This window comes from Actinoplanes sp. NPDC049316, assembly GCF_040677315.1.
Lineage (GTDB): Bacteria > Actinomycetota > Actinomycetes > Mycobacteriales > Micromonosporaceae > Actinoplanes.
In genome coordinates, this window is record NZ_JBFAQM010000006.1 from 25,084 (window position 1) to 44,283 (window position 19,200).

The 19,200-nt window shown below is 71.8% G+C and carries 21 protein-coding genes; 11 read left to right on the forward strand and 10 right to left on the reverse strand.

The features are described from left to right. Positions 1 to 110: 110 nt before the first annotated feature. Positions 111 to 413 carry a DUF1905 domain-containing protein gene (locus AB0K03_RS11185; RefSeq protein ID WP_364683120.1) on the reverse strand — a complete coding sequence of 101 codons (303 nt, stop codon included), beginning with the start codon at positions 411 to 413 and terminating at the stop codon, positions 111 to 113. Positions 414 to 466: 53 nt separating this feature from the next. Beyond that, positions 467 to 1,192 carry a TetR/AcrR family transcriptional regulator gene (locus tag AB0K03_RS11190; RefSeq protein ID WP_364683122.1) on the reverse strand — a complete coding sequence of 242 codons (726 nt, stop codon included), beginning with the start codon at positions 1,190 to 1,192 and terminating at the stop codon, positions 467 to 469. 28 nt (positions 1,193 to 1,220) lie between these two features. On the opposite strand from AB0K03_RS11190, the gene AB0K03_RS11195 reads away from it, so the two are divergent. Beyond that, the gene (locus AB0K03_RS11195) at positions 1,221 to 2,069 is read left to right on the forward strand and encodes an alpha/beta hydrolase (RefSeq protein WP_364683124.1); all 849 of its coding nucleotides are present in this window, start codon (positions 1,221 to 1,223) and stop codon (positions 2,067 to 2,069) included. Positions 2,070 to 2,157: 88 nt separating this feature from the next. Then, positions 2,158 to 2,724 carry a hemerythrin domain-containing protein gene (locus AB0K03_RS11200; RefSeq protein WP_364683126.1) on the forward strand — a complete coding sequence of 189 codons (567 nt, stop codon included), beginning with the start codon at positions 2,158 to 2,160 and terminating at the stop codon, positions 2,722 to 2,724. Between the two features lie 93 nt (positions 2,725 to 2,817). Here AB0K03_RS11200 and AB0K03_RS11205 read toward each other — a convergent pair whose 3' ends face one another. Next, positions 2,818 to 4,029, reverse strand: coding sequence for a mannosyltransferase family protein (locus AB0K03_RS11205; RefSeq protein ID WP_364683128.1), 1,212 nt, complete (start codon positions 4,027 to 4,029; stop codon positions 2,818 to 2,820). A gap of 5 nt (positions 4,030 to 4,034) precedes the next feature. After that, positions 4,035 to 5,036, reverse strand: a complete 1,002-nt coding sequence (locus AB0K03_RS11210) for a glycosyltransferase family 2 protein (protein ID WP_364683130.1) — start codon at positions 5,034 to 5,036, stop codon at positions 4,035 to 4,037. A 295-nt stretch (positions 5,037 to 5,331) separates the two neighbouring features. Here AB0K03_RS11210 and AB0K03_RS11215 point away from each other — a divergent pair, with 295 nt between their 5' ends. Next, positions 5,332 to 6,897, forward strand: coding sequence for a methyl-accepting chemotaxis protein (locus AB0K03_RS11215; RefSeq protein ID WP_364683132.1), 1,566 nt, complete (start codon positions 5,332 to 5,334; stop codon positions 6,895 to 6,897). Here the strand turns inward: AB0K03_RS11215 and AB0K03_RS11220 are convergent. After that, positions 6,884 to 7,681 (reverse strand): SDR family oxidoreductase, encoded by a 798-nt coding sequence (locus AB0K03_RS11220; protein ID WP_364683134.1) that lies wholly within the window; start codon positions 7,679 to 7,681, stop codon positions 6,884 to 6,886. The two genes, AB0K03_RS11215 and AB0K03_RS11220, sit on opposite strands and share 14 nt — an antisense overlap. A 94-nt stretch (positions 7,682 to 7,775) precedes the next feature. Between AB0K03_RS11220 and AB0K03_RS11225 the strand changes: the two genes are divergently transcribed. Next, on the forward strand, positions 7,776 to 8,603 hold the full coding sequence (locus AB0K03_RS11225; protein ID WP_364683722.1) for a DUF72 domain-containing protein: 828 nt from the start codon (positions 7,776 to 7,778) through the stop codon (positions 8,601 to 8,603). Between the two features lie 115 nt (positions 8,604 to 8,718). Beyond that, on the forward strand, positions 8,719 to 10,389 hold the full coding sequence (locus AB0K03_RS11230) for a cellulose binding domain-containing protein (protein ID WP_364683136.1): 1,671 nt from the start codon (positions 8,719 to 8,721) through the stop codon (positions 10,387 to 10,389). A gap of 15 nt (positions 10,390 to 10,404) precedes the next feature. Here the strand turns inward: AB0K03_RS11230 and AB0K03_RS11235 are convergent, their stop codons facing one another. Continuing rightward, positions 10,405 to 11,220, reverse strand: coding sequence for a helix-turn-helix transcriptional regulator (locus tag AB0K03_RS11235; RefSeq protein ID WP_364683138.1), 816 nt, complete (start codon positions 11,218 to 11,220; stop codon positions 10,405 to 10,407). Between the two features lie 97 nt (positions 11,221 to 11,317). On the opposite strand from AB0K03_RS11235, the gene AB0K03_RS11240 reads away from it, so the two are divergent. The 4 genes from AB0K03_RS11240 (at position 11,318) to AB0K03_RS11255 (ending at position 14,914) form a co-directional block, all read left to right on the forward strand. Beyond that, on the forward strand, positions 11,318 to 12,145 hold the full coding sequence (locus tag AB0K03_RS11240) for an SDR family oxidoreductase (protein WP_364683140.1): 828 nt from the start codon (positions 11,318 to 11,320) through the stop codon (positions 12,143 to 12,145). A gap of 128 nt (positions 12,146 to 12,273) precedes the next feature. After that, on the forward strand, positions 12,274 to 13,110 hold the full coding sequence (locus AB0K03_RS11245; RefSeq protein WP_364683142.1) for a type II CAAX endopeptidase family protein: 837 nt from the start codon (positions 12,274 to 12,276) through the stop codon (positions 13,108 to 13,110). Beyond that, complete coding sequence (locus AB0K03_RS11250) at positions 13,107 to 14,261, forward strand: histidine kinase (protein ID WP_364683144.1); 1,155 nt, start codon at positions 13,107 to 13,109, stop codon at positions 14,259 to 14,261. Before AB0K03_RS11245 ends, AB0K03_RS11250 begins: the two co-directional genes overlap by 4 nt. Beyond that, complete coding sequence (locus tag AB0K03_RS11255) at positions 14,258 to 14,914, forward strand: response regulator transcription factor (RefSeq protein WP_364683146.1); 657 nt, start codon at positions 14,258 to 14,260, stop codon at positions 14,912 to 14,914. The genes AB0K03_RS11250 and AB0K03_RS11255 overlap by 4 nt, the downstream gene beginning before the upstream one ends. A 5-nt stretch (positions 14,915 to 14,919) precedes the next feature. On the opposite strand, the gene AB0K03_RS11260 is transcribed toward AB0K03_RS11255, so the two are convergent. The 3 genes from AB0K03_RS11260 to AB0K03_RS11270 form a co-directional block, all read right to left on the reverse strand. Continuing rightward, positions 14,920 to 15,321, reverse strand: a complete 402-nt coding sequence (locus AB0K03_RS11260) for an SMI1/KNR4 family protein (RefSeq protein WP_364683148.1) — start codon at positions 15,319 to 15,321, stop codon at positions 14,920 to 14,922. Between the two features lie 107 nt (positions 15,322 to 15,428). After that, a complete protein-coding gene (locus tag AB0K03_RS11265; protein ID WP_364683150.1) occupies positions 15,429 to 15,656 on the reverse strand; it encodes a hypothetical protein in 228 nt (75 codons plus the stop codon). A 242-nt stretch (positions 15,657 to 15,898) separates the two neighbouring features. After that, the gene (locus AB0K03_RS11270; RefSeq protein ID WP_364683152.1) at positions 15,899 to 16,747 is read right to left on the reverse strand and encodes a phosphatidylinositol-specific phospholipase C/glycerophosphodiester phosphodiesterase family protein; all 849 of its coding nucleotides are present in this window, start codon (positions 16,745 to 16,747) and stop codon (positions 15,899 to 15,901) included. 151 nt (positions 16,748 to 16,898) lie between these two features. Between AB0K03_RS11270 and AB0K03_RS11275 the strand changes: the two genes are divergently transcribed. Beyond that, on the forward strand, positions 16,899 to 17,468 hold the full coding sequence (locus AB0K03_RS11275; RefSeq protein ID WP_364683154.1) for a DinB family protein: 570 nt from the start codon (positions 16,899 to 16,901) through the stop codon (positions 17,466 to 17,468). A 3-nt stretch (positions 17,469 to 17,471) separates the two neighbouring features. On the opposite strand, the gene AB0K03_RS11280 is transcribed toward AB0K03_RS11275, so the two are convergent. After that, positions 17,472 to 18,155, reverse strand: coding sequence for a type 1 glutamine amidotransferase domain-containing protein (locus tag AB0K03_RS11280; protein WP_364683155.1), 684 nt, complete (start codon positions 18,153 to 18,155; stop codon positions 17,472 to 17,474). Positions 18,156 to 18,226: 71 nt separating this feature from the next. Between AB0K03_RS11280 and AB0K03_RS11285 the strand changes: the two genes are divergently transcribed. Continuing rightward, a complete protein-coding gene (locus AB0K03_RS11285; RefSeq protein WP_364683157.1) occupies positions 18,227 to 19,153 on the forward strand; it encodes a LysR family transcriptional regulator in 927 nt (308 codons plus the stop codon). Positions 19,154 to 19,200: the final 47 nt, after the last annotated feature.

A 19,200-nucleotide genomic window follows, 5' to 3' on the forward strand; every position in this document is an offset into this window, starting at 1 on the left:
GGGGCGAGGTGTGCACGGTGATCTCCCGGGGCTGAGGTCGGGTGTGGGAGCGCTCCCATACTCCGCCGCCCAGAGATCGCTGTCAATGAACCGAGTCAGTCGCACCGGCCTCAGAGATCGATCACCTCCACGGCCACCCTCGCGAGGTCACCCACGTCGAGAGACTCCGCCCGGCGGACCGCCCGCTTGACCGGCAGCACGTACGCCTTGCGCCCGCCGCCCGGGAAGATCGACGTGCGCCAGGTGCTGTCCCCGATCGTGACCCGCACCCGCAGCGACCCGAACCCGCGGCTCAGCCCGCCGGCCCGGTCCCGGATCTCGGCGGACACGTCGACCGGCAGGCTGACGAAGGTCCAGCTGTCCGCCCTGCGCGCCTCCCACAGCCACAGCTCGGCCTCGAATTCGACGTCCACGGCGGCAGCCTCCCACGTGGGTCCGACACTTTGCCGCAACCCGCTCCCGGAGCTCACGCCTCGGAGATGCCGAGAGCCAGGAGCCGCACCGAGCCCACCAGCCCCTCCCGCGGCGCGTTGCGCCAGTCGGTCGCGACCGGCTGGAGCGACGTCGACAGCGGATAGCGGGCGGCGAAGTCCGGGATCACGCTACGGGTGGCCGCCACCTGGGCGCCCCACTCCTCCACCCCGCCCCGGTCGAGCTTCGCGTACGCCGCGGCGGTTTCCGCCGTGGCCCGTACGGTCGCATAGAGGGTGGTCACCGCCAGGGCTTGCGCCTGCGGGCTCACGTCCCACCGGTTCAGGATCCGCAACAGCCGTTCGAGCCAGTCCTGTTCGTTGGGGCCCTGGCTCGCCTGCGACCACGGCCGTTCGGCGAGCCAGGGGTGCGCCACGTACGTGTCGAACAGCGCCTCCGCCCACGCGCGCAACGCCTCCGCCAGCCCGGTCTCCGGATCGGGCCACTCCGGCATCGCGGAGGCGTGGTCCTGCATCAGGGCGAGCAGGTTCTCCTTGGTCCCCACGTACGGATAAAGCGCCATCGCGGTCTTGCCGAACCCCGCCGCGACCGACCGGATGGACACCGCCGCCAGGCCCTCCCTGTCGGCGATCTCGATCGCCGTCTGCAGGATCTCGTCGAGGTCGAGCTGCCGCTGCGGGCCGCGCCGCGGGCCGGGCACGGTCGCCCCCCGGTGCCGCCAGAGCCGGCGTACGTGCGCCTCGGCATCAGGGTCGCCCATATTACTCCTTACGATGTATAGTGTTTTCATGACGACAGCCCGGCTCCATGACGACTCTGTCCTCGACGTGACCATCCTGGGTGATGGCCCGGCTCTCCTCCTCCCCGTCAGCATGCACGTTCCCGACGGCGACACCGCGGAGCAGATGCGTGCCTGGGGCGCCGACCCCGCGCTCGGCCGCACTCTCACCACCGCCCTCGCCGACGCCGGCCTGCGGGTCATCGCGGCCGACTACGAGGGCCATCGCGCCGCGCATCCCGCACAGCCCAGCCTCACCGCCGCGAACGTCGCGAAGGACTTGCTGGCCATCGCCGATGCCGCAGGGGCCGAGCGGTTCGCGTACTACGGCTACTCGTGGCTCGCCCTGGCCGGGCTTCAGCTCGCGCTGCGCACGGATCGGCTGGCCGCGCTGGCCATGGGCGGCTTCCCGCCGCTCGGCGGGCCGTACGAGCCGATGCTGACCGTCACCGCGGCCACCTACCGAATGGCCGTCGCCAACCGCGACAATCCCCCGCCGCCGGCCACCGACGTCCAGCCGGGTGACTGGGACGCCACCGAGGTGACCATGAGCCCCGAGCAGGCGGGGCAGTACCTCACCCTCTACGAGTCGCTGCGCGGTTTCGACGAGCGCGCGGCCCTGGACCGGATCGACGTCCCGCGGCTCGCCTTCGCCGGCGAGAACGACGACATCCAGTACGGCGAACGCTGGGACCGGGCGTACGTGGGCCTGGCCGACGGGCTGAAGCAGCACCGCGACGAGCTGACCGGCCGGGGCTGGACCGTGGAGATCGTCCCCGGCGCCGACCACATCGTGGCCATGCAGGCACGCACGGTCCTGCCGATCCTCACGCCCTGGCTCACCGCCCACGCCGCCTGACCCGGCAGGAGTACGCGGCCGCTTTCGGGGTACGACGCACTCGTCATCACGGCTGTTCAGTCGTGTCACGGCTGATCCTGGAGGAATCGTGACCACTAGTGAGACCGGCAGGGACGTGATCGATGTCCTCACCAGCGACCACCGCGACGTCACCGCGCTGATCGGCGAGATCTGGACGGTCCAGGACCCGATGATCCGGCGCGACCTCACCGACACCGCGATCAGCGAGCTGGTACGCCACGCCGTCGCCGAGGAGATGTACGTCTACCCGGCCATGAAGAAGTACCTGCCCGACGGCGACAAGGCCGTGGAGCACGACGTCGAGGAGCACAAAGAGCTCGAGGAGACCATGAAGGCGCTCGAGGACCTCGACGTGTCCGGCCCCGAGTTCGACACCGCGCTGCGCAAGCTGGAGACGGTGCTGGCCGACCACGTGCAGGACGAGGAGAGCGACCAGTTCCCCGAGCTGCGCCGGCTGATCCCCGCCGACGAGCTGGTCGAGCTGGCCGGCAAGGTGGAGACCGCCAAGAAGCTGGCCCCGACGCGGCCGCACCCGGGCGCGCCCAACAACGAGGTGTTCCACAAGCTCGTGGGGCCGGGCGTCGGCCTGGTGGACCGCCTCCGCGACAAGCTGACCGGCCGCGCCACCAAGTAGGGCCGCGCCGCCAACCGAGGCCGCGCCATCGGCCGCATCGACCCGGCCCGCGCGGGGAGGTGCGGCCGATCCCCGTCCGCGCACTGGAGAAGATCAGGCCACCAGCCACGTCCCGGCCATGAAGATCACCAGGAAGACCGCGTGCAGCGCCATCCCGGCGACCAGCACGGACCGGTCGACGGCCTCCCTGGCGCCCATGCGGGCCAGCACGAGGAAGACCGCCACGGCTTCCATCGCGTACCGGGCCGAGGATTGCATGGCGCGGCCGCCGACCTCCGTCGACATCAGCAGCAGGAGGGTGAGCCCGCCCTGCACGACCAGGTACATCTGGTCGCGGCGGAACTTGTACGGCCCGACGACGCACAGGACCAGCAGGACCGCGGCGACGAGGACCGTGCCGGCGTCCAGGATCGCGGCGAGCGTCGACCGGTGCAGCAGGCCGTGCCCCGCGCCCTGCTGGACGGCGATCAGCCACGCCTCGCCGGGGAACGTGTACCGCCGTCCCCATTGGTCCTGGGCGATGCTGAACGCCAGCGGACTGCCCAGCTCCACCAGGCAGTAGATGCTGTAGGCCACCACACCCAGCGGCACCAGCGCGATCCCGAGCACGTCGGCCCGGATCCGGCGGGGCTGCCAGCCGCGCTGACGCAGGTATTCGATCGCCAGTGGAGCCATGAGGAGCACGCCGAACAGCCGCGTGGCGGACGACAGTGCCCCCAGCGTGCCGGCCAGCCACCAGTGGCCTCGGCGCCCGGCGTACAGGGCACCGACCGCGAGCAGGAGGAACAGCGACTCGTTGTAGCCGATGAACAGGAAGAAGCCCATCGGGAACGCGGCCAGGTACCAGGCGGCGCGCCGGGCCACCCCCGGGCCGAACTCGTGGTCGGCGAGCCGGTACAGCACGGCCAGCGCGCCGTACCCGGCGGCGTTCGCCACGACCAGGGCGCTGACCAGCGCGCCGCCCGGCAGCACCACGTCGAAGATGTGGATCAGCAGCGGGTACAGCGGGAAGAAGGCCGGGAAGCCGGGGCCCAGGTGGTAACCGCTCTCGGCGATGCGGACGTAATGACCGGCGTCCCAGCTGTTCCACCGCAGGACGACCTGCCAGAGGTCCGGGGTGATCTTGCCGCCGCGCGGCACCCACGCCAGCGCGCTCACGGTCAGATGGACGACGACGGTGGCCGACCACACCGCGAGCGCCACCAGGAACGCCGATCGCCACGGGCTGCGGACCGGCTCGGCGACCTCCGGTGCGACGGTCCGGATGCCGGCCTGATCGTGGACGGGCTCCGCCGTGATGGTCACGGCGCTCACCGGCCGGTGGTCGCGTACGGGCGGCTGCGCTGCGGCACGGCCGAGTCGAAAGTGACCACGTACGCCGGCCGGCCCTGCATCGTGGTGAAGATCCGCGCCACGTACTCCCCGAGCAGCCCCAGGCAGAGCAGCTGCAGCGCGCCGAGGAAGACCAGTGCCACGAACATCGACGTCCAACCCGGAACCACATTCCCCCACAGGTACGCGGCGAGCACGGCCGCCCCCATCACGACGCACAGCGCCACCCCCGCACAGCCGAGCCAGGTCGCTACCCGCAGCGGCGCGGCCGAGAAGCCGGTGATGCTGTCCAGCGCCAGCCGGATCATCTTGGCGATCGGGTACTTGGACCGCCCGGCGGCGCGCCGCTCCCGCGCGTACGTCACCTCGCCGCTGGGCAGCCCCAGCCACGGCACGAGCAGGCGGTAGACCGGCCCCTGCTCCGGCAGCTCCGTCAGGGCGTCCACCGCCGTGCGGCTGAGCAGCCGGAAGTCGCCGGCGTTGTGCGGCACGGACGTACCGACCACCCGCCGCACGAGCCGGTAGTAGAGCCCGGCCGTCCAGCGCTTGAACGCGCTGTCGGTGCTGCGGTCGGTCCGTACGCCGTGCACCACGTCGAGGCCCGCGCTCTCGGCCAGGCTCAGCATCTCGGCGATGACCTCCGGCGGATCCTGCAGGTCGACGTCGATGCTGACCACGTACTGGCCGCGTACCCGGTGCAACCCCGCGGTGAGCGCGTTCTGGTGCCCGGCGTTGCGCCGCAGCCGGACGACCCGCAGCTGCGGCCACTCGCGGCGCATCTTCTCCAGCACGGCCGGGGTGGCGTCCCGGCTGCCGTCGTCGACGGTGAGCACCTCGTACGACACCTCGAGGCCGTCGAGCACGGGCCGCAACCGCTGCGCGAACAGCGGCAGCACGTCCTCCTCGTTGAACACCGGGACGACTACCGACAGCCGGGGCATGGGGCTCGTCTCGCTCCGATCGGCGCTGACGACGTTCATGCGTTCCCTCCCATTCGTGATCTTCGGTGGGAGAGGTTGCCCCGCGACCGCAGCGCCCCACAGGCCTCGCACAGGGAGGTGGCACATTCCCGGTAGTTGCAGTTCAGGGCACAAGAGATATAGATCTCTTCTGATCGGCAACTGCAACCCTCCACCCCACCGCGAGCGACAGAACATGAACATCGAGTGAACTGGTTACACCCACGCCGAACGGCGTCGAACGTTGCTGTAGCGGCTCCCGCCGCTTTCGACACGGCGATGACGGACGAGGTAATCGGTGGGTGCAGGGCGCTGGATGCGAAACCGTGGGGTCACCACGAAGATCCTGACTGTGGCGGGGGTGGCGGTCGCCGGCACGATCGTCACCGGGGTGCTGGGCCTGGCCGGCATCGCCAGCCTGCAGGACACCCGTGCCGACGAGGTACGGCGCGCAGTCCCGTACATCTCGAACCTGAACCAGGCCGCGGTGACCGCCAAGGCGGCGGCGAACGACGAACGCGGGTATCTGATCGCCGGCGACACGACGTTCCGGGACGAGGCCTTGGGCCGCAAAGAGACCGTGGACAAGTCGCTGGCCGCCGCCCGCGCCCTGGGGAACCCGGCCGAGCAGGCGGCCGTCGACCGGATCAAGGGCGGCACGGACGCCTGGTTCGCCGCCCTGGACGCCGAGTTCACGACGTTCGGCGCCGACCGCCAGGCCGCTGTCACGGCGGCCATGGGCGCCAACCGCGACCTGCGCAAGACGTACGAGGGTCTGCTGACCGAGGAGATCAGCCGGGCCGGTGACGCGCTCGTGGCCGGGCGCCAGTTCGACGCCACCGTGCACCGGACCCGGGCGATCGTCCTCTCGGCCTTCGTGGCCGCCGTCGTGCTGGCGGTGGTGCTGGCGCTGGTCGTGGCGCGGATGATCGTCGGGCCGTTGCGCCGGGTCTCCGCCGTGCTCGACCGGCTCGCCGAGGGCGACCTCACCCACGACGCCGACGTCGACCAGCGCGACGAGCTCGGCCGGATGGCCGCCGGCCTGCGGCGCGCCACGACGACGCTGCGGACCAGCGTCAGCGACCTGGCCGAACACTCCGCCGCGCTGGGCGTCGCAGCCGCCTCGCTGGCCGGCACCAGCCGCGACAGCGCGGCCGGTGCGGAGGCCGGCGCCCGGCAGGCCGCCAGCGTCGCCGAGTCCGCCGCCGTCATGTCGTCCACGATCCAGACCGTCTCGGCCGGCGCCGAGGAGATGGGCGCGTCGATCCGCGAGATCAGCGAGAGCGCCACCCAGGGTGCCGGCGTGGCCGCCCGCGCGGTGGAAGTGGCCTCGTCCACCACCGCGGTCATGGCCAAGCTCGGCGAGTCGTCGACCGAGATCGGCAACGTCATCAAGGTCATCACCGCGATCGCGGAGCAGACGAACCTGCTCGCCCTGAACGCCACCATCGAGGCGGCCCGCGCCGGCGAGATGGGCAAGGGCTTCGCCGTCGTCGCGAGCGAGGTCAAGGACCTGGCCCAGGAGACGGCGAAGGCCACCGAGGACATCGGCCGCCGGGTGGCGGCGATCCAGACCGACACCGCCGGCGCGGTCGGTGCCATCGAGGAGATCAGCGGGATCATCGCCCGGATCAGCGACTTCCAGACGACCATCGCCTCGGCCGTCGAGGAGCAGACCGTCACCACGAACGAGATGAGCCGCAACGTCGCGGAGGCCGCGACCGCGGGCGGCGAGGTCGCGTCCACCATCACCGAGGTGGCCGCGTCGGTGCAGCTGACCACCGTCGGCGTCGGCGAGGCCGACCGCGCCGCCGGGCAGCTCGCGCAGATGTCCACGGACCTCAACCGCATCGTGGACCGGTTCCGCGTCAGCGCAGAGTGATGACGTTCCCCGTGATCAGCGCCGCCGCGTCCGAGGCCAGGTACGCGATCACGCCGGCCACCTCGGCGGGCGTCGCGACGTGCACGTGGGCCGTGCTGTGGGCGACGAAGTCGCGGACCTCGCCGGTGACCCACCCGGTGTCGGTGACCGGCGGGTGGACCACGTTGGCCGTGACGCCCAGCGGGGCCAGCTCCACCGCGGCGGACATCGTGTAGTTGGTCTGGGCCGCCTTCGCCGCCCCGTACGAGACCTCCTGCGGGAAGCCCAGCTCGCCGCCGGAGGTGAGCCCGACGATCCGGCCCCACCGCCCGCCGCGGGCGGCGTGCCGGCGCGCGAACTCCGCGATGAGCAGGGCGGGCGCCATGGCGTCGACGGCGAACTGCCGCTGCCAGGTGGCCGCCGTGACCGGCCGCATGGTGCGGCCGTGCTGGTCGACGGTGGCCGGGCTGAACGTGTCCTGCACCCAGCCGGAGGCGTTGTTGACGAGGATGTCGACCGGCCCGAACGCCGCCTCGGCCTGCTCGAACAGGCGGTGCGGCGCGCCGGGGTCGGTGAGGTCCTCGGCGACCGCGACGGCGTCGCCGCCGCGCTCCCGGATCGCCGTCACCACCGCGTCGGCGGTCTGTGCCCGGTTCTCCCGGTACGCGTCGGGCACGGCCGGGTCAGCCGCCTCCTCGACCGTCCAGTACGCGCACACGACGGCCGCACCCTGGGCTGCCAGCGCCTCCGCGGTCGCCGCGCCGATGCCGTGGTTGGCGCCGGTGACCAGCGCTACGTGCCTCATGCGGGGCAGTCTGAGCCGCCCCGGCCCGGCTCGCAACGCGGTTTCCGCGGGGGCGCGTACCGTTTCTGCCATGCGCCTTCACGTGGGTTGTGCGATGTGGACACACAAGGCGTGGCAGGGCCGTTTCGTTGCCCATCCGCTGCCCACGAACGAGAAGCTGCGGGCGTACGCCGGCTGGTGCAACGCGGTCGAGGGCAACACGACGTTCTACGCGACGCCCGTGCCGGAGACGGTCGCGTCGTGGGCGCAGCAGACCGGCCCGGAGTTCCGGTTCGTGCTCAAGCTGCCGAAGGTGATCACCCACGAGCGGCGCCTGGCCGGGGTCGATGAGCCGCTGCGCGTCTTCCTCGACGCCATGGAACCCCTCGGGCCGCGCATCCACGCGTTCTGGATCCAGCTGCCCGGGTCGTTCGGGCCACCGGACGTGCCCGCGCTCGACGCGTTCCTGCGCCGGCTTCCCGCCTCACACCGGTACGCGGTGGAGGTCCGCCACCCCGCGTTCTTCGACGACCGGGGCTCGGCGGCGGAGCTGGAGACGGTGCTCGCCGCGGTCGGCGCGGAGTGGATTCCGTTCGACACGACGGCGTTCTTCCGTACGCCGCCGACCAGCGAAGGGGAGCGGGATGCGTGGACCAAGAAGCCCCGCGTGTCGTTGCGGACCCGGGCGCTGACCGACCGGCCGATCGTGCGCTACCTCGGGCGGGACGCGACCGAGGAGACGGTGGCGGGGTGGCAGCGGTGGGTCGCCGTCACGGCCGGCTGGCTGCGGGAGGGCCGCTCGCCCACCGTGTTCATCCACACGCCGGACAACGCGGACGCCCCGGCTCTGGCCCGCCGGTTCCACGAGGAGGTGCGGGCTCGCGTACCCGAATTGGAGCCGCTTCCGGAGCCCGCGCCGATCGAACCGATGACACTCTTCTGACATTCACGAGTTACTGAAAAGACGTTATCAACTGCTTCTTCTTGAGCTGCGGGAAACAAGCTGCCTATATTGGCATCTCTCAATGGGAGCGCTCCCACAAGCGTAGGGACGAGAGATGACCCAGAATCACGATGAGTCGGTGGCCGCCCGGCCCCGGCAGGTGAGCCGCAGATCCGTCCTGACGACACTGGGGGCCCTTCCGGTCGTGACGGTCGCCGCGTCGATGCTGGGGGCCACCGAGGCCTCGGCCGCGGCGGCGAGCATCAATCCGTCCGCACCGCGGCAGACGATCCGGGGCTTCGGCGCCATGTGCCACGCCGCCTGGATCGGCGACCTGACGGCCGCCCAGCGGGACACCGCGTTCGGCACCGGCGACGGCCGTCTGGGGTTTTCGGTACTGCGGATCCCGGTGAACGAGAACCAGTCGGACTGGGGCCGTGATCTGGCGACGGCGCAGCGCGCCGTGGCGCTCGGGGCGACCGTCTTCGCCTCGCCGTGGAACCCGCCCGCCGGCATGACCGAGACGTTCACCCGCGGGACCCAGACCAACGCGAAGCGCCTCAAGTACAGCTCGTACGCCGCCTACGCCCAGCACCTGAACGACTTCACGACCTACATGCGCAACAACGGGGTCGACCTGTACGCCATCTCGGTGCAGAACGAGCCCGACTATGCGGAGACCTGGACGTGGTGGACCGCCGCGGAAATCGTCCAGTTCCTGCGGGCGAATGCCGGCTCGATCAGCACCCGGGTCATCGCGCCCGAGTCCTTCCAATACGTCAAGTCGATGTCGGACCCGATCCTCAACGACTCCGCTGCCCTCGCCAACGTGGACATCATCGGCGCGCACCTCTACGGCACGCCGTACGCCAACTTCCCCTACCCGCTGTTCCAGCAGAAGGGAGCGGGCAAAGAACTGTGGATGACCGAGGTCTACTACCCCAACAGCAGCGATTCGGGTGATGCCTGGCCCGGAGCGCTCGACGTGGGGGAACACATGCACCACGCCATGGTGGACGCCGGTTTCCAGACGTACGTGTGGTGGTACCTGCGACGCAGTTACGGCCCCATGCGCGAGGACGGCCAGATCAGCAAGCGCGGCGCCGTCATGGCGCAGTTCTCCCGGTTCGTCCGGCCCGGATACGTGCGGATCGACGCGACGGCGAACCCGGCGTCGAACGTCTTCGTCTCGGCGTACCGGGGTGGCGACACCGTCGTCATCGTCGCGGTCAACAAGAACACCGCGTCGGTGAGCCAGCAATTCACCCTGGCCGGCACCACCGCGTCCGGCAGTGTCGCCAACTGGCTGACCGACGCGAGCAGGAACGTCGCGCAGCAGAGCCCGCTGAACATGGCGAACGGTTCGGTCACCCTCACGCTGCCCGCGCGCAGCGTGATGACGCTCGTCACCAGCGTGACGGGAACGACCTCACCCAGCCCGTCGGCCAGTTCGCCGCCCAGCTCCGGCGCCGGGCCGCGGGTCGCTTACACGATGAGCACCTGGAACTCCGGCTTCACCGCGACCGTCAGCATCACGAACACCGGCACTTCGACCATCAACGGCTGGACGCTGAGCTTCACCCTTCCCTCCGGCCAGTCCATCACCTCCGGCTGGAACGCGACCTACGCGCCCTCCAGCGGTCAGGTGAACGCCCGCAACGTCGACTACAACGGCGCGCTCGCTCCCGGCGCCACCGTCGACATCGGTTTCCAGGCCACGCATACGGGCAACACCGCCGAACCGACCGGCTTCACCCTCAACGGCGTTCCCTGCACGGTGGTCTGAACGCGACGACCTTACTCAGGCGTCATCGGATGCCGCGCTGACCAGACTCGCCAGCGCGGCGACCGCCGGGGAGCCGGGCTCGGGACGGTACGCGATGACCACCTGCCCATGCGTCCCGTCGACGTGCAGCACGTGCCGGCGCAGCGTGAGCCGGCCCGCGACCGGATGCGCGAACGCCTTCGTCTCGTCGCGCGTCGGGCGGACGTCGTGCCGGTCCCACAGCTCGCGGAAGCTCGCGCTGGACCCGCACAGCTCCTCCACGAGCGCGGGCAGCACCGGGTCGTCCGGGTCGGCGCCGATCGCCGCGCGCAGGGCCGCCACCGTCGAGCGGGCCACCGCGGGCCAGTCGGCGTACCGGACGCGGGTCTCCGGGTCGAGGAACACGTCGCGGACCAGATTGCGCCCCGGACGGTGGGCCGGCGCGAGAGCCTGCGCGAGCGCGTTGCTGGCGAGCACGTCGAAGTGCCGGCCGCGGACGTACGCCGGCACCCCCGACCAGGCGTCCAGCAGCTCCTGCATGCCGTCGGCGAGCTGTTCCGCGGTGGCCGGGGCGGGCTCGGGCGCGGCAAGGCGGCGCAGGTGCGCCAGGCCGTCGGCGTCGAGACGCAGCGCCCGGCCGAGCGCGGCGAGCACCTGCGGGGACGGGTTGCGGTCGCGGCCCTGCTCGAGGCGGACCAGGTACGGCTCGCTGACCCCGGCGAGGGCGGCGAGTTCGGCCCGGCGCAGGCCCGCGACCCGGCGGCGTCCGTTCGCCCGGACGCCGGCCTCCTCGGGTGTCACCCGCGAGCGGCGCGCCTTGAGGAACTCGCCGAACAGGTTGTCGCCCGTCACGACCGCACTGTAGCTCGGCCGGCCGCGCCGCCGAAGGCGCAATGGTGACCCTGACGCGGTACTGGCAACCATCCGGACCTGGGCAGACGATCGAGGCATGACACATCAGGACTCGAAGGTCTGGTTCATCACCGGCGCGTCCCGCGGCTTCGGCCGGGTGTGGGCCGAGGCGGCGCTGGAACGCGGCGACCGGGTCGTCGCCACCGCCCGTACCGTCGACAAGCTCGACGATCTCGTCGCCCGGCACCCGGACGCCGCGCTGGCTCTCCCCCTCGACGTCACCGACCGGGCGGCCGCGCAGGCCGCCGTCGAGGCCGGCCGCGAGCGCTTCGGCCGGCTCGACGTCGTCGTCAACAACGCCGGGTACGGCCTGTTCGGCGCGGCCGAGGAGGTCACGGAGGCCCAGGTCCGCGCGCAGATGGAAACCAACTTCCTCGGCGCGGTCTGGGTGACGCAGGCCGCCGTCCCGATCCTGCGCGGCCAGGGCGGCGGGCACATCATCCAGGTGTCGAGCATCGGCGGCGTCGCGGCGTTCCCGCTGCTGGGCATCTACAACGCGAGCAAGTGGGCGCTGGAGGGCTTCAGCGAGGCCCTGGCCCAGGAGGTGGCGCCGGCCGGCGTGCGGGTCACGGTCGTCGAACCCGGACCGTACGGGACCGACTGGGCGAGCAGCTCCGCGGTGCAGGCCGAGCCGCTTCCGGCGTACGACGCGGTCCGCGAGGCACGCCGGTCGGCGGCGTCAGGGCGGCAGCCGGTGGACCCCGGGCACACGGCGAAGGCGATGCTCGCGCTCGTGGACCTGCCCGAGCCGCCGCTGCGGTTGTTCCTGGGCACGTACCCGTACCCGGTGGCGGAGAAGGCGTACGCCCAGCGCCTCGACACCTGGCACCAGTGGCGCGACCTGGCCGCCTCCGCCGACGGCTGACCGGTTCTTTGTCCCCCGTGCGAGCTACCCGGAAGTGTCCACCGCACGGTGACGATTCCCGGGCCGAAAATCCATAACTTTCTTTGTGACCCGAGGCGCCCCGGCCGCGGGCCCACAAAGGAGACGTCATGAGATTCGTCAAGCAGCTCCTCGCGGTCGTCGCGATCGCCGCCGTGGGTGGTCAGGCGGTCAACGCGGTGTCCGGCAACCCGTGGCTCACGCTGGTGCTCGGCATCGTGGCCGCCGTGCTCGCGGTGCTCGTCTACCGCTGGGTGGTCGGGCGCACCGAACGACGGGAGGTGACGGAGCTGGCCCGGGCGGGCGCCGCCGCCCGGCTGACCCGCGGGGTGCTGATCGGGTTCGCGATGTTCGCCGCGGTCATCGTCAACATCGCGTTGATGGACGGCTACCACGTGAAGGGGCTCGGCTCGGTGAGCGGCGCGGTGGGGCTGCTCGGGTTCATGGCGGCCGCCGCGGTGACCGAGGAGCTGCTCTTCCGCGGGGTGCTGTTCCGCATCGTCGAGGAGCGTACGGGCACCTGGATCGCGCTGCTGCTGACCGGCCTGGTCTTCGGGGCCATGCACCTGGCGAACCCGGACGCCACGCTGTGGGGCGCGACGGCCATCGCGATCGAGGCCGGCTTCATGCTCGCCGCCTGCTACGCCGCCACCCGCAACCTGTGGGTGCCGATCGGCCTGCACTTCGGCTGGAACTTCGCCGCCGGCGGCATCTTCAGCGTCGTGGTCTCCGGCAACGGGGATTCGAAGGGCCTGCTGGAGGCGACCATGTCCGGCCCGGCCGTGCTGACCGGCGGCGACTTCGGCCCGGAGGGCAGCCTCTACACGCTGGGCGCGGGTGTGCTGTTGACGGTGGTGTTCCTGGTGCTGGCGCGCCGCCGCGGTCACATCGTCCCGCGCCGCGGCCGGGCCGCCCGCGAGACCTCGACCGCTATGGTTTCCCAGTGATCGACTTCCGGCGGCTCCCGGACCTGTGGCGGCGGTACGACGTCATGGTCCGGGATCTCCCGTTGGCGCTGGCGCTGGCCGTCGCCTCCTGGCTGCCCGCCACCGAGAACCACGGCACGCAGCTCGGCGACCTGCCCGCCCGCCCGTTCGACGCGCTCGCCGTCGGCGCCGTCGCGCTCGAGACCCTCCCGCTCGCCGTACGCCGCAAGTGGCCGACCGTCTGCCTCGCCCTGGTGTCGCTCGGTTTCGCCATCGACCAGCTCCGCGCCTACCACTCGGTCGCCGGCACCGGCCTCGCCTTCGCGCTGGTCACCGCCGGCGCCTACGTGGAGCGGCACCGCCGGGTCGTCATGGCCGTCGCCGCCGCGGCGTACGTGGCGCTGTCGATCGCACTGGACCGGCTCGGCTCGGGAGAGGGCTTCGCGGGTTTCGCCACGTTCTTCGTGCTGCTGGCCGGTGCGTGGGCCATGGGCGGATGGCTGCGGCAGACCCGCCTCGTGGAGGAGGAGCGCCGCCGCCACGTCGCCGAGGCGACCCGCGCCGCCGAACGCACCCGCATCGCCCGCGAACTGCACGACGTCGTCACCCACCACGTGACCGCGATGGTCGTGCAGGCCGAGGCGGCGCGCTACCTGACCACCGCACCGGAACGCCTCGACCAGACACTGACGGCGATCACCGACACCGGGCGGCGGGCCGTCGGCGACCTGCGGCACCTGCTCGACCTGCTCAACCCCGACCACGGCACCGAGCCGCGTACGCCGTCCGTCGGCGAGCTGCGCGACCTCGTCGAGCAGACCCGGCAGGCCGGACAACCGGTGGAGTTCACCGAGGAGGGGCAGCCGACGACGACGGCCGGCAGCGCGGAGGCCGCGGTCTACCGGGTGGTGCAGGAGGCGCTGACCAACGCCCTCAAGTACGCACACGGCCGCCCCACCACGGTCCACGTACGTCACGGTGAAAGGGAGATGACGGTGGAGGTCAGCACCGACGGGAGAGGATCGTCCTCGGCGTCCCCCGGCGGCAGCGGGCGGGGCCTCGCCGGGCTGCGCGAACGGGTCGGCGTGCTGGGCGGCGAGTTCAGCGCGGGCACGCGGGACGGCGGCGGCTTCGTCGTCCGGGCCCGCATCCCGGCCGGGAACCCGTCGTGACCGCGCCGGTGCGGGTCCTGGTCTGCGACGACCAGGAGCTGATCCGTACGGGCTTCACGACCATCATCGGCGCCCAGCCGGACATGGAGGTGGTCGGCGAGTGCGGCGACGGCCGCGCCGCGGTGGACCTCGCCGCCCGCCTGCACCCGGACGTGGTCGTGATGGACGTCCGCATGCCGGTGCTCGACGGCATCGAGGCGACCCGCCTGCTGGCCGGCGCGGGCGTCGCGAACCCGGTGAAGGTCCTCGTCGTGACGACCTTCAACCTCGACGAATACGTGTACGAGGCCCTGCGCGCGGGCGCGAGCGGCTTCCTGCTCAAGGACGCCCCACCGGCTCAACTGCTGCACGGCATCCGCACGGTCGCGACGGGCGCCGCACTGCTCGCCCCGGAGGTCACCCGCCAGCTCGTCGGCCGGTACGCGGCCCGCATCCGCCCGGCCGAGGGTGCGGCGGACGACGCGCTGACCCCGCGCGAGCTCGAGGTGCTGCGACTGATCGCGGACGGCCGGTCAAACAGCGAGATCGCCGCGGCGCTGGTGATCAGCCAGGAGACGGTGAAGACGTACGTGTCCCGCATCCTGACAAAGCTCGACCTGCGCGACCGGGTCCAGGCGGTGGTCTACGCCTACCGCCGCGGCATCGTCACCTGATCCGGTCAGCCCTCGCGAAGCCCTCGGGCGGAGACGAACTCCAGGAAGTCCACCGCTTCCTCCAAGAACTCGTTGTCATCGTGGGTCCAGAGGTACACCTCGCCCGACGCTCGATTGTGGTCGGCCACACGGAACCCCCACCAGTCGCCGGTGCCGACCGGCGCGACGGCGACGAAATCGTGGATCCTCAAGGGTCCGGTGTTCACGCTGATCAGGTCTTCCTCGAATTCCTCCGCAGCCACGGCCGGCAGGAGGTCGAGGAAGAGGAACAAGCCGCCACCTATCCGTACGAGGAACTCCTTGTAGAGGGCCGGCAACGTCACTGCCAGCTCGCGCTCCACGCGGTCCAGGTCGACCGGGGTCGCGGTCAGCTCGTCGAACAGCGCGAAGCCTTCAGGAAGATCCACACCGGACCGGGCAGCCCGGACCGAAGCCAGGTGGGCTTCAAATTCCTCGAAGTTCATGCTGTCGGCCTCGTGTTCCTAACGGTGTTCCCCAGGCACGGCGTCGTGGCTCAGGACAGTGTCGCTGCCCGCAGGCGGTCCAGTTCGTCGAGGGTGCCGTCGCGGCGCGCCTTGCGGATCAGGTACTTCGACAGCAGGCCGTTGCCGAGCAGGTGGAAGGTCTTGCCGGGTGGCGAGCTGAACCCGCCCGCCGTGTGCGGCGCCCACACCGCACCCCCGTCGGTGACCTCGAGCCGGCCGGTGCCGATCCGGTTGGACACTCCCGCCGTGACGGACATGGCACGACCTTCGACCGCCGGCCGTCCGAAGTAAACACTTCTGCCCTAACGGACGTGATTCCGGATCCTCACGGACCTGAGCAGTCCGTGAGGATCCGGCTACGCGCCTCAGCGCCGGGTGAGCGCCTGCGACAGCACGTCGTGCACGTACGTGTGGGGGTGCTTGCCGGTGAACCGGTCGGCGAGCGGACCGTACGCGGTGACCGGCACGTCGGCGCCCGTGTGCCCGCTGGTGGTATCTGTTACGCCGCCTCGGCGACCTCGCCCGACCGCAGGAAAGCCTCCAGCCCGGCCAGATCGTCGGTGTTGAGGTAGTCGACGCCGGCGTCCACGAGCTCCTGCCAGACCGCTTCCCGGGCTGCCCCCGGCTGGTCCGGTGTGGCCCAGAAGCGCACCTTCTGCCGGTCGGCGTGCGCGTCCTCGACGAACTGCCGCAGCCGCGCGCGTTCGGCGGCCGGCATCGGACCGACGCCCTGCCAGGTGAACAGGTTGTTCCAGTTGTCGCTGATCAGCGGGATGAACGACGCCGGCGCACCCGAGTTCAGGTCCGCGCTGCGCCCGTCGTAGAACGCGTACCGCACCCGCTGCGCCTGCATCAGCTCCCGCGGCCGGTCACCGCTGATCACCACGGTGACGGCGTCCGGCGACACCCGCCCGGACCGGTACGACGTCAGCATCCAGCGATAGCTGCGCAGCACCCGGTCCAGCTCGGTGTACGTCGCCGCGCCGAGGTTCTTGATGTCCACGAGCAACTGCAGCGACAGCGAGCTGCCACGGTAGACCCGCCCGTGGTTCGCGCGCACACGTTCGGCGAGCGGATCCAGGTAGAGGCTCTGCAGCGTACGGCCGGGCTCGAGGTCACCCGGGTCGTGGCCGACGAGCAGCCGGCCGCCCACCAGGTAGATGTCGGCCTCCACACTGGCGAAGCCGTGCGACAGCGCGTCGTACAGGGGACGGTCGTGCTCGTAGTCGTTGTGGGCGTGCGCCTGCGGCAGCGGGGTCACGCGGTGCCCGGTGCCGGCGTACGCGGCGGCCGGCTGGGCCAGCAGCGCGCACACCGCAACGAGTGCGGCCAGGGATCGACGGATCATCACGGTCCTCCCGTCAGGGGGTGTCTCGCCGGACCCCTGACGCTAGAGAGCCGTACGCGCGCAAGCCAGTGACCGTCGTCGAACTCTCGGTGTCCACCTTCCGAAGTCTCTTGCGCGCCCCCGCACCTGAAGTTCCGGGTACGGTCACCCGATGACCAGCAGCGACTTCTGGTGGGAACCGCCGTTCGCGGGCACGGAGGCCGAGCACCTCACCGGCGCCCTGGACCGGCTGCGCACGACGTTCCGGTGGAAGGCGGACGAGCTCGACGCGGCCGGCCTGCGGGCCCGCCTGGGTTCCTCCGCGCTGACCCTCGGCGGCCTGCTCAAGCACCTCGCGCTGGTCGAGGACTACACCTTCCGCACGAAGTTCCGGGGAGAGCCGCCCGGCGAGATCTGGCGGCCGGCGGCGACGGAGGAGGGCTGGGACTTCACGTCCGCCGCCGACGACTCCCCTGTGGAGCTGTACGCCCTCTGGGACGGCGCGGTGGAACGCGCCCGCGTCACGCTGACCGCCGCGCTGGCCGACGGCGGGCTCGACCAGCCGGTCCACGTGAGCGGCCCCGACGGCGAACGGGCCAGCCTGCGCCGGCTGGTCTGCGACCTCATCGAGGAGTACGGCCGGCACACCGGCCACGCCGACCTGCTGCGCGAGGCGGTCGACGGGCGGGTCGGCGAGGACCCGCCCGCCGGTTGGCAGCCCCGCGGCGCCCGGCAGGGCTGAGGTCTACTTCAGCGCGTCGACCAGCGCCGCGGCGAGGTCGGCGGACGAGCCCGGGTTCTGGCCCGTGTAGAGGTTGCGGTCCACGACGATGTTCGACGCCCACGGCGCGCCCTCGTCGAACTGCGCGCCCAGCTCGACCAGCCGGCTCTGCAGCAGCCACGGCACCGCGCCGGCCAGCCCGGCTGCGGTCTCCTCGGCGTCGGTGAAGCCGGTCATCCGGTAGCCGGCGAACGGCCAGGCGCCGTCGCTGTCGGCGGGAACCAGCGCGGCCAGGCCGTGGCACACCAGGGCGAGCGGCTTGCCGTCGGCGAGGGTGTCGCGGACGAGGGCGGCCGAGGCCTCGTCGCGGGCCAGGTCCTCCATCGGCCCGTGCCCGCCGGGGTAGAAGACGGCCGCGTAGTCGGCGAGCCGTACGTCCTCGAGCCGCACCGGGTCCTTCAGCTCGGCGACCGCGGCGAGCGCCTCGGCGACGCCCTCGTCACCGCCGTTGGCCTGCGGCGCGAGGCTGCCCTTGTCCACCGGCGGCACGACCCCGCCCGGGGTGGCGACGACGATCTCGTGCCCGGCGGCGACGAGCGCCCGGTACGGCGCCAGGAACTCCTCGGCCCAGAAGCCGGTCGGGTGGCGCGTGCCGTCCTTGAGCGTCAGGTGGTCGGCGCCGGTCATCACGAACAGAATCTTGGACATCTGCGTCATTCCTCTCTCGTTTCCCCGACGGTAGGCCCGCCGGACCCCGCCCAGCCAATAGCGTTGCCGGGGTGACCGATCGAAAACCTGATGGGCCGGACGGGCGCCCGCTCGACCTCATGTTGCTGCGGACCTTCCTCGCGGTGCACCGGGCCGGGTCGCTCACCGCGGGCGCACGCCTGCTCGGGCTGTCCCAGCCCACGGTGACCGGCCAGATCCGGGCCCTGGAGCAGCGCCTGGGCCGGCAACTGTTCGAGCGCCTGCCGCACGGCGTCGCCCCGACGTCGGTCGCGCTGACCCTCGCGGCCCAGGTCACCGAGCCCCTCGACCAGCTCGCCGCGGTGACCGAGCCGGCCAAGGCCGCCGGCCGCGCCGAGCAACCGGTCCACCTGGGTGGGCCGGCGGAGCTGCTGGCCGTACGCGTCCTGCCGGCGCTGGCGCCGCTCGTGGCCCGCGACGTGGCGCTGCGGGTCACCGGCGGGCTCGCCGACGACCTGCTGGACGGGTTGCGGGCCGGCCGCTTCGACCTGGTGCTGTCCGCCGTACGCCCCCGCGGCCGCGCGGTCACCGCCGTGCCGCTGATGGACGAGGAGTTCGTGCTGGTCGCGGGCACGGCCTGGGCGAAGGGCATCGGCGTGTTCGAGGCGGACGGGTCGGCGTTCCTCGACGACCTGCCCCTGGTGAGCTACGCCGAGGACCTTCCGATCGTCCGCCGCTACTGGCGGCACGTGTTCCACCGGCGCCCGCCGTCGCGACCGGCCCTGGTGGTGCCGGACCTGCGGGCGGTGCTGGCGGCGGTCGGTGCCGGCGCGGGCGTCTCCGTGCTGCCCCGCTACCTGTGCGCCGCCGAGGTGGAGTCCGGCGGCCTGCGGATCCTGCACGAGCCGGCCGACGCCCCGATCAACACCATCTACCTGGCGCATCGTGCGGGTGCGGCGCTGCGTGACCATCCGCTCCTGGTGCGGGAGGCGCTTCTTGCGGAGGCCCGCCACTGGTGAGCCTTGGTAGAGCGGTTGACGTGTCGGAGATTTCCGACGCATCATGA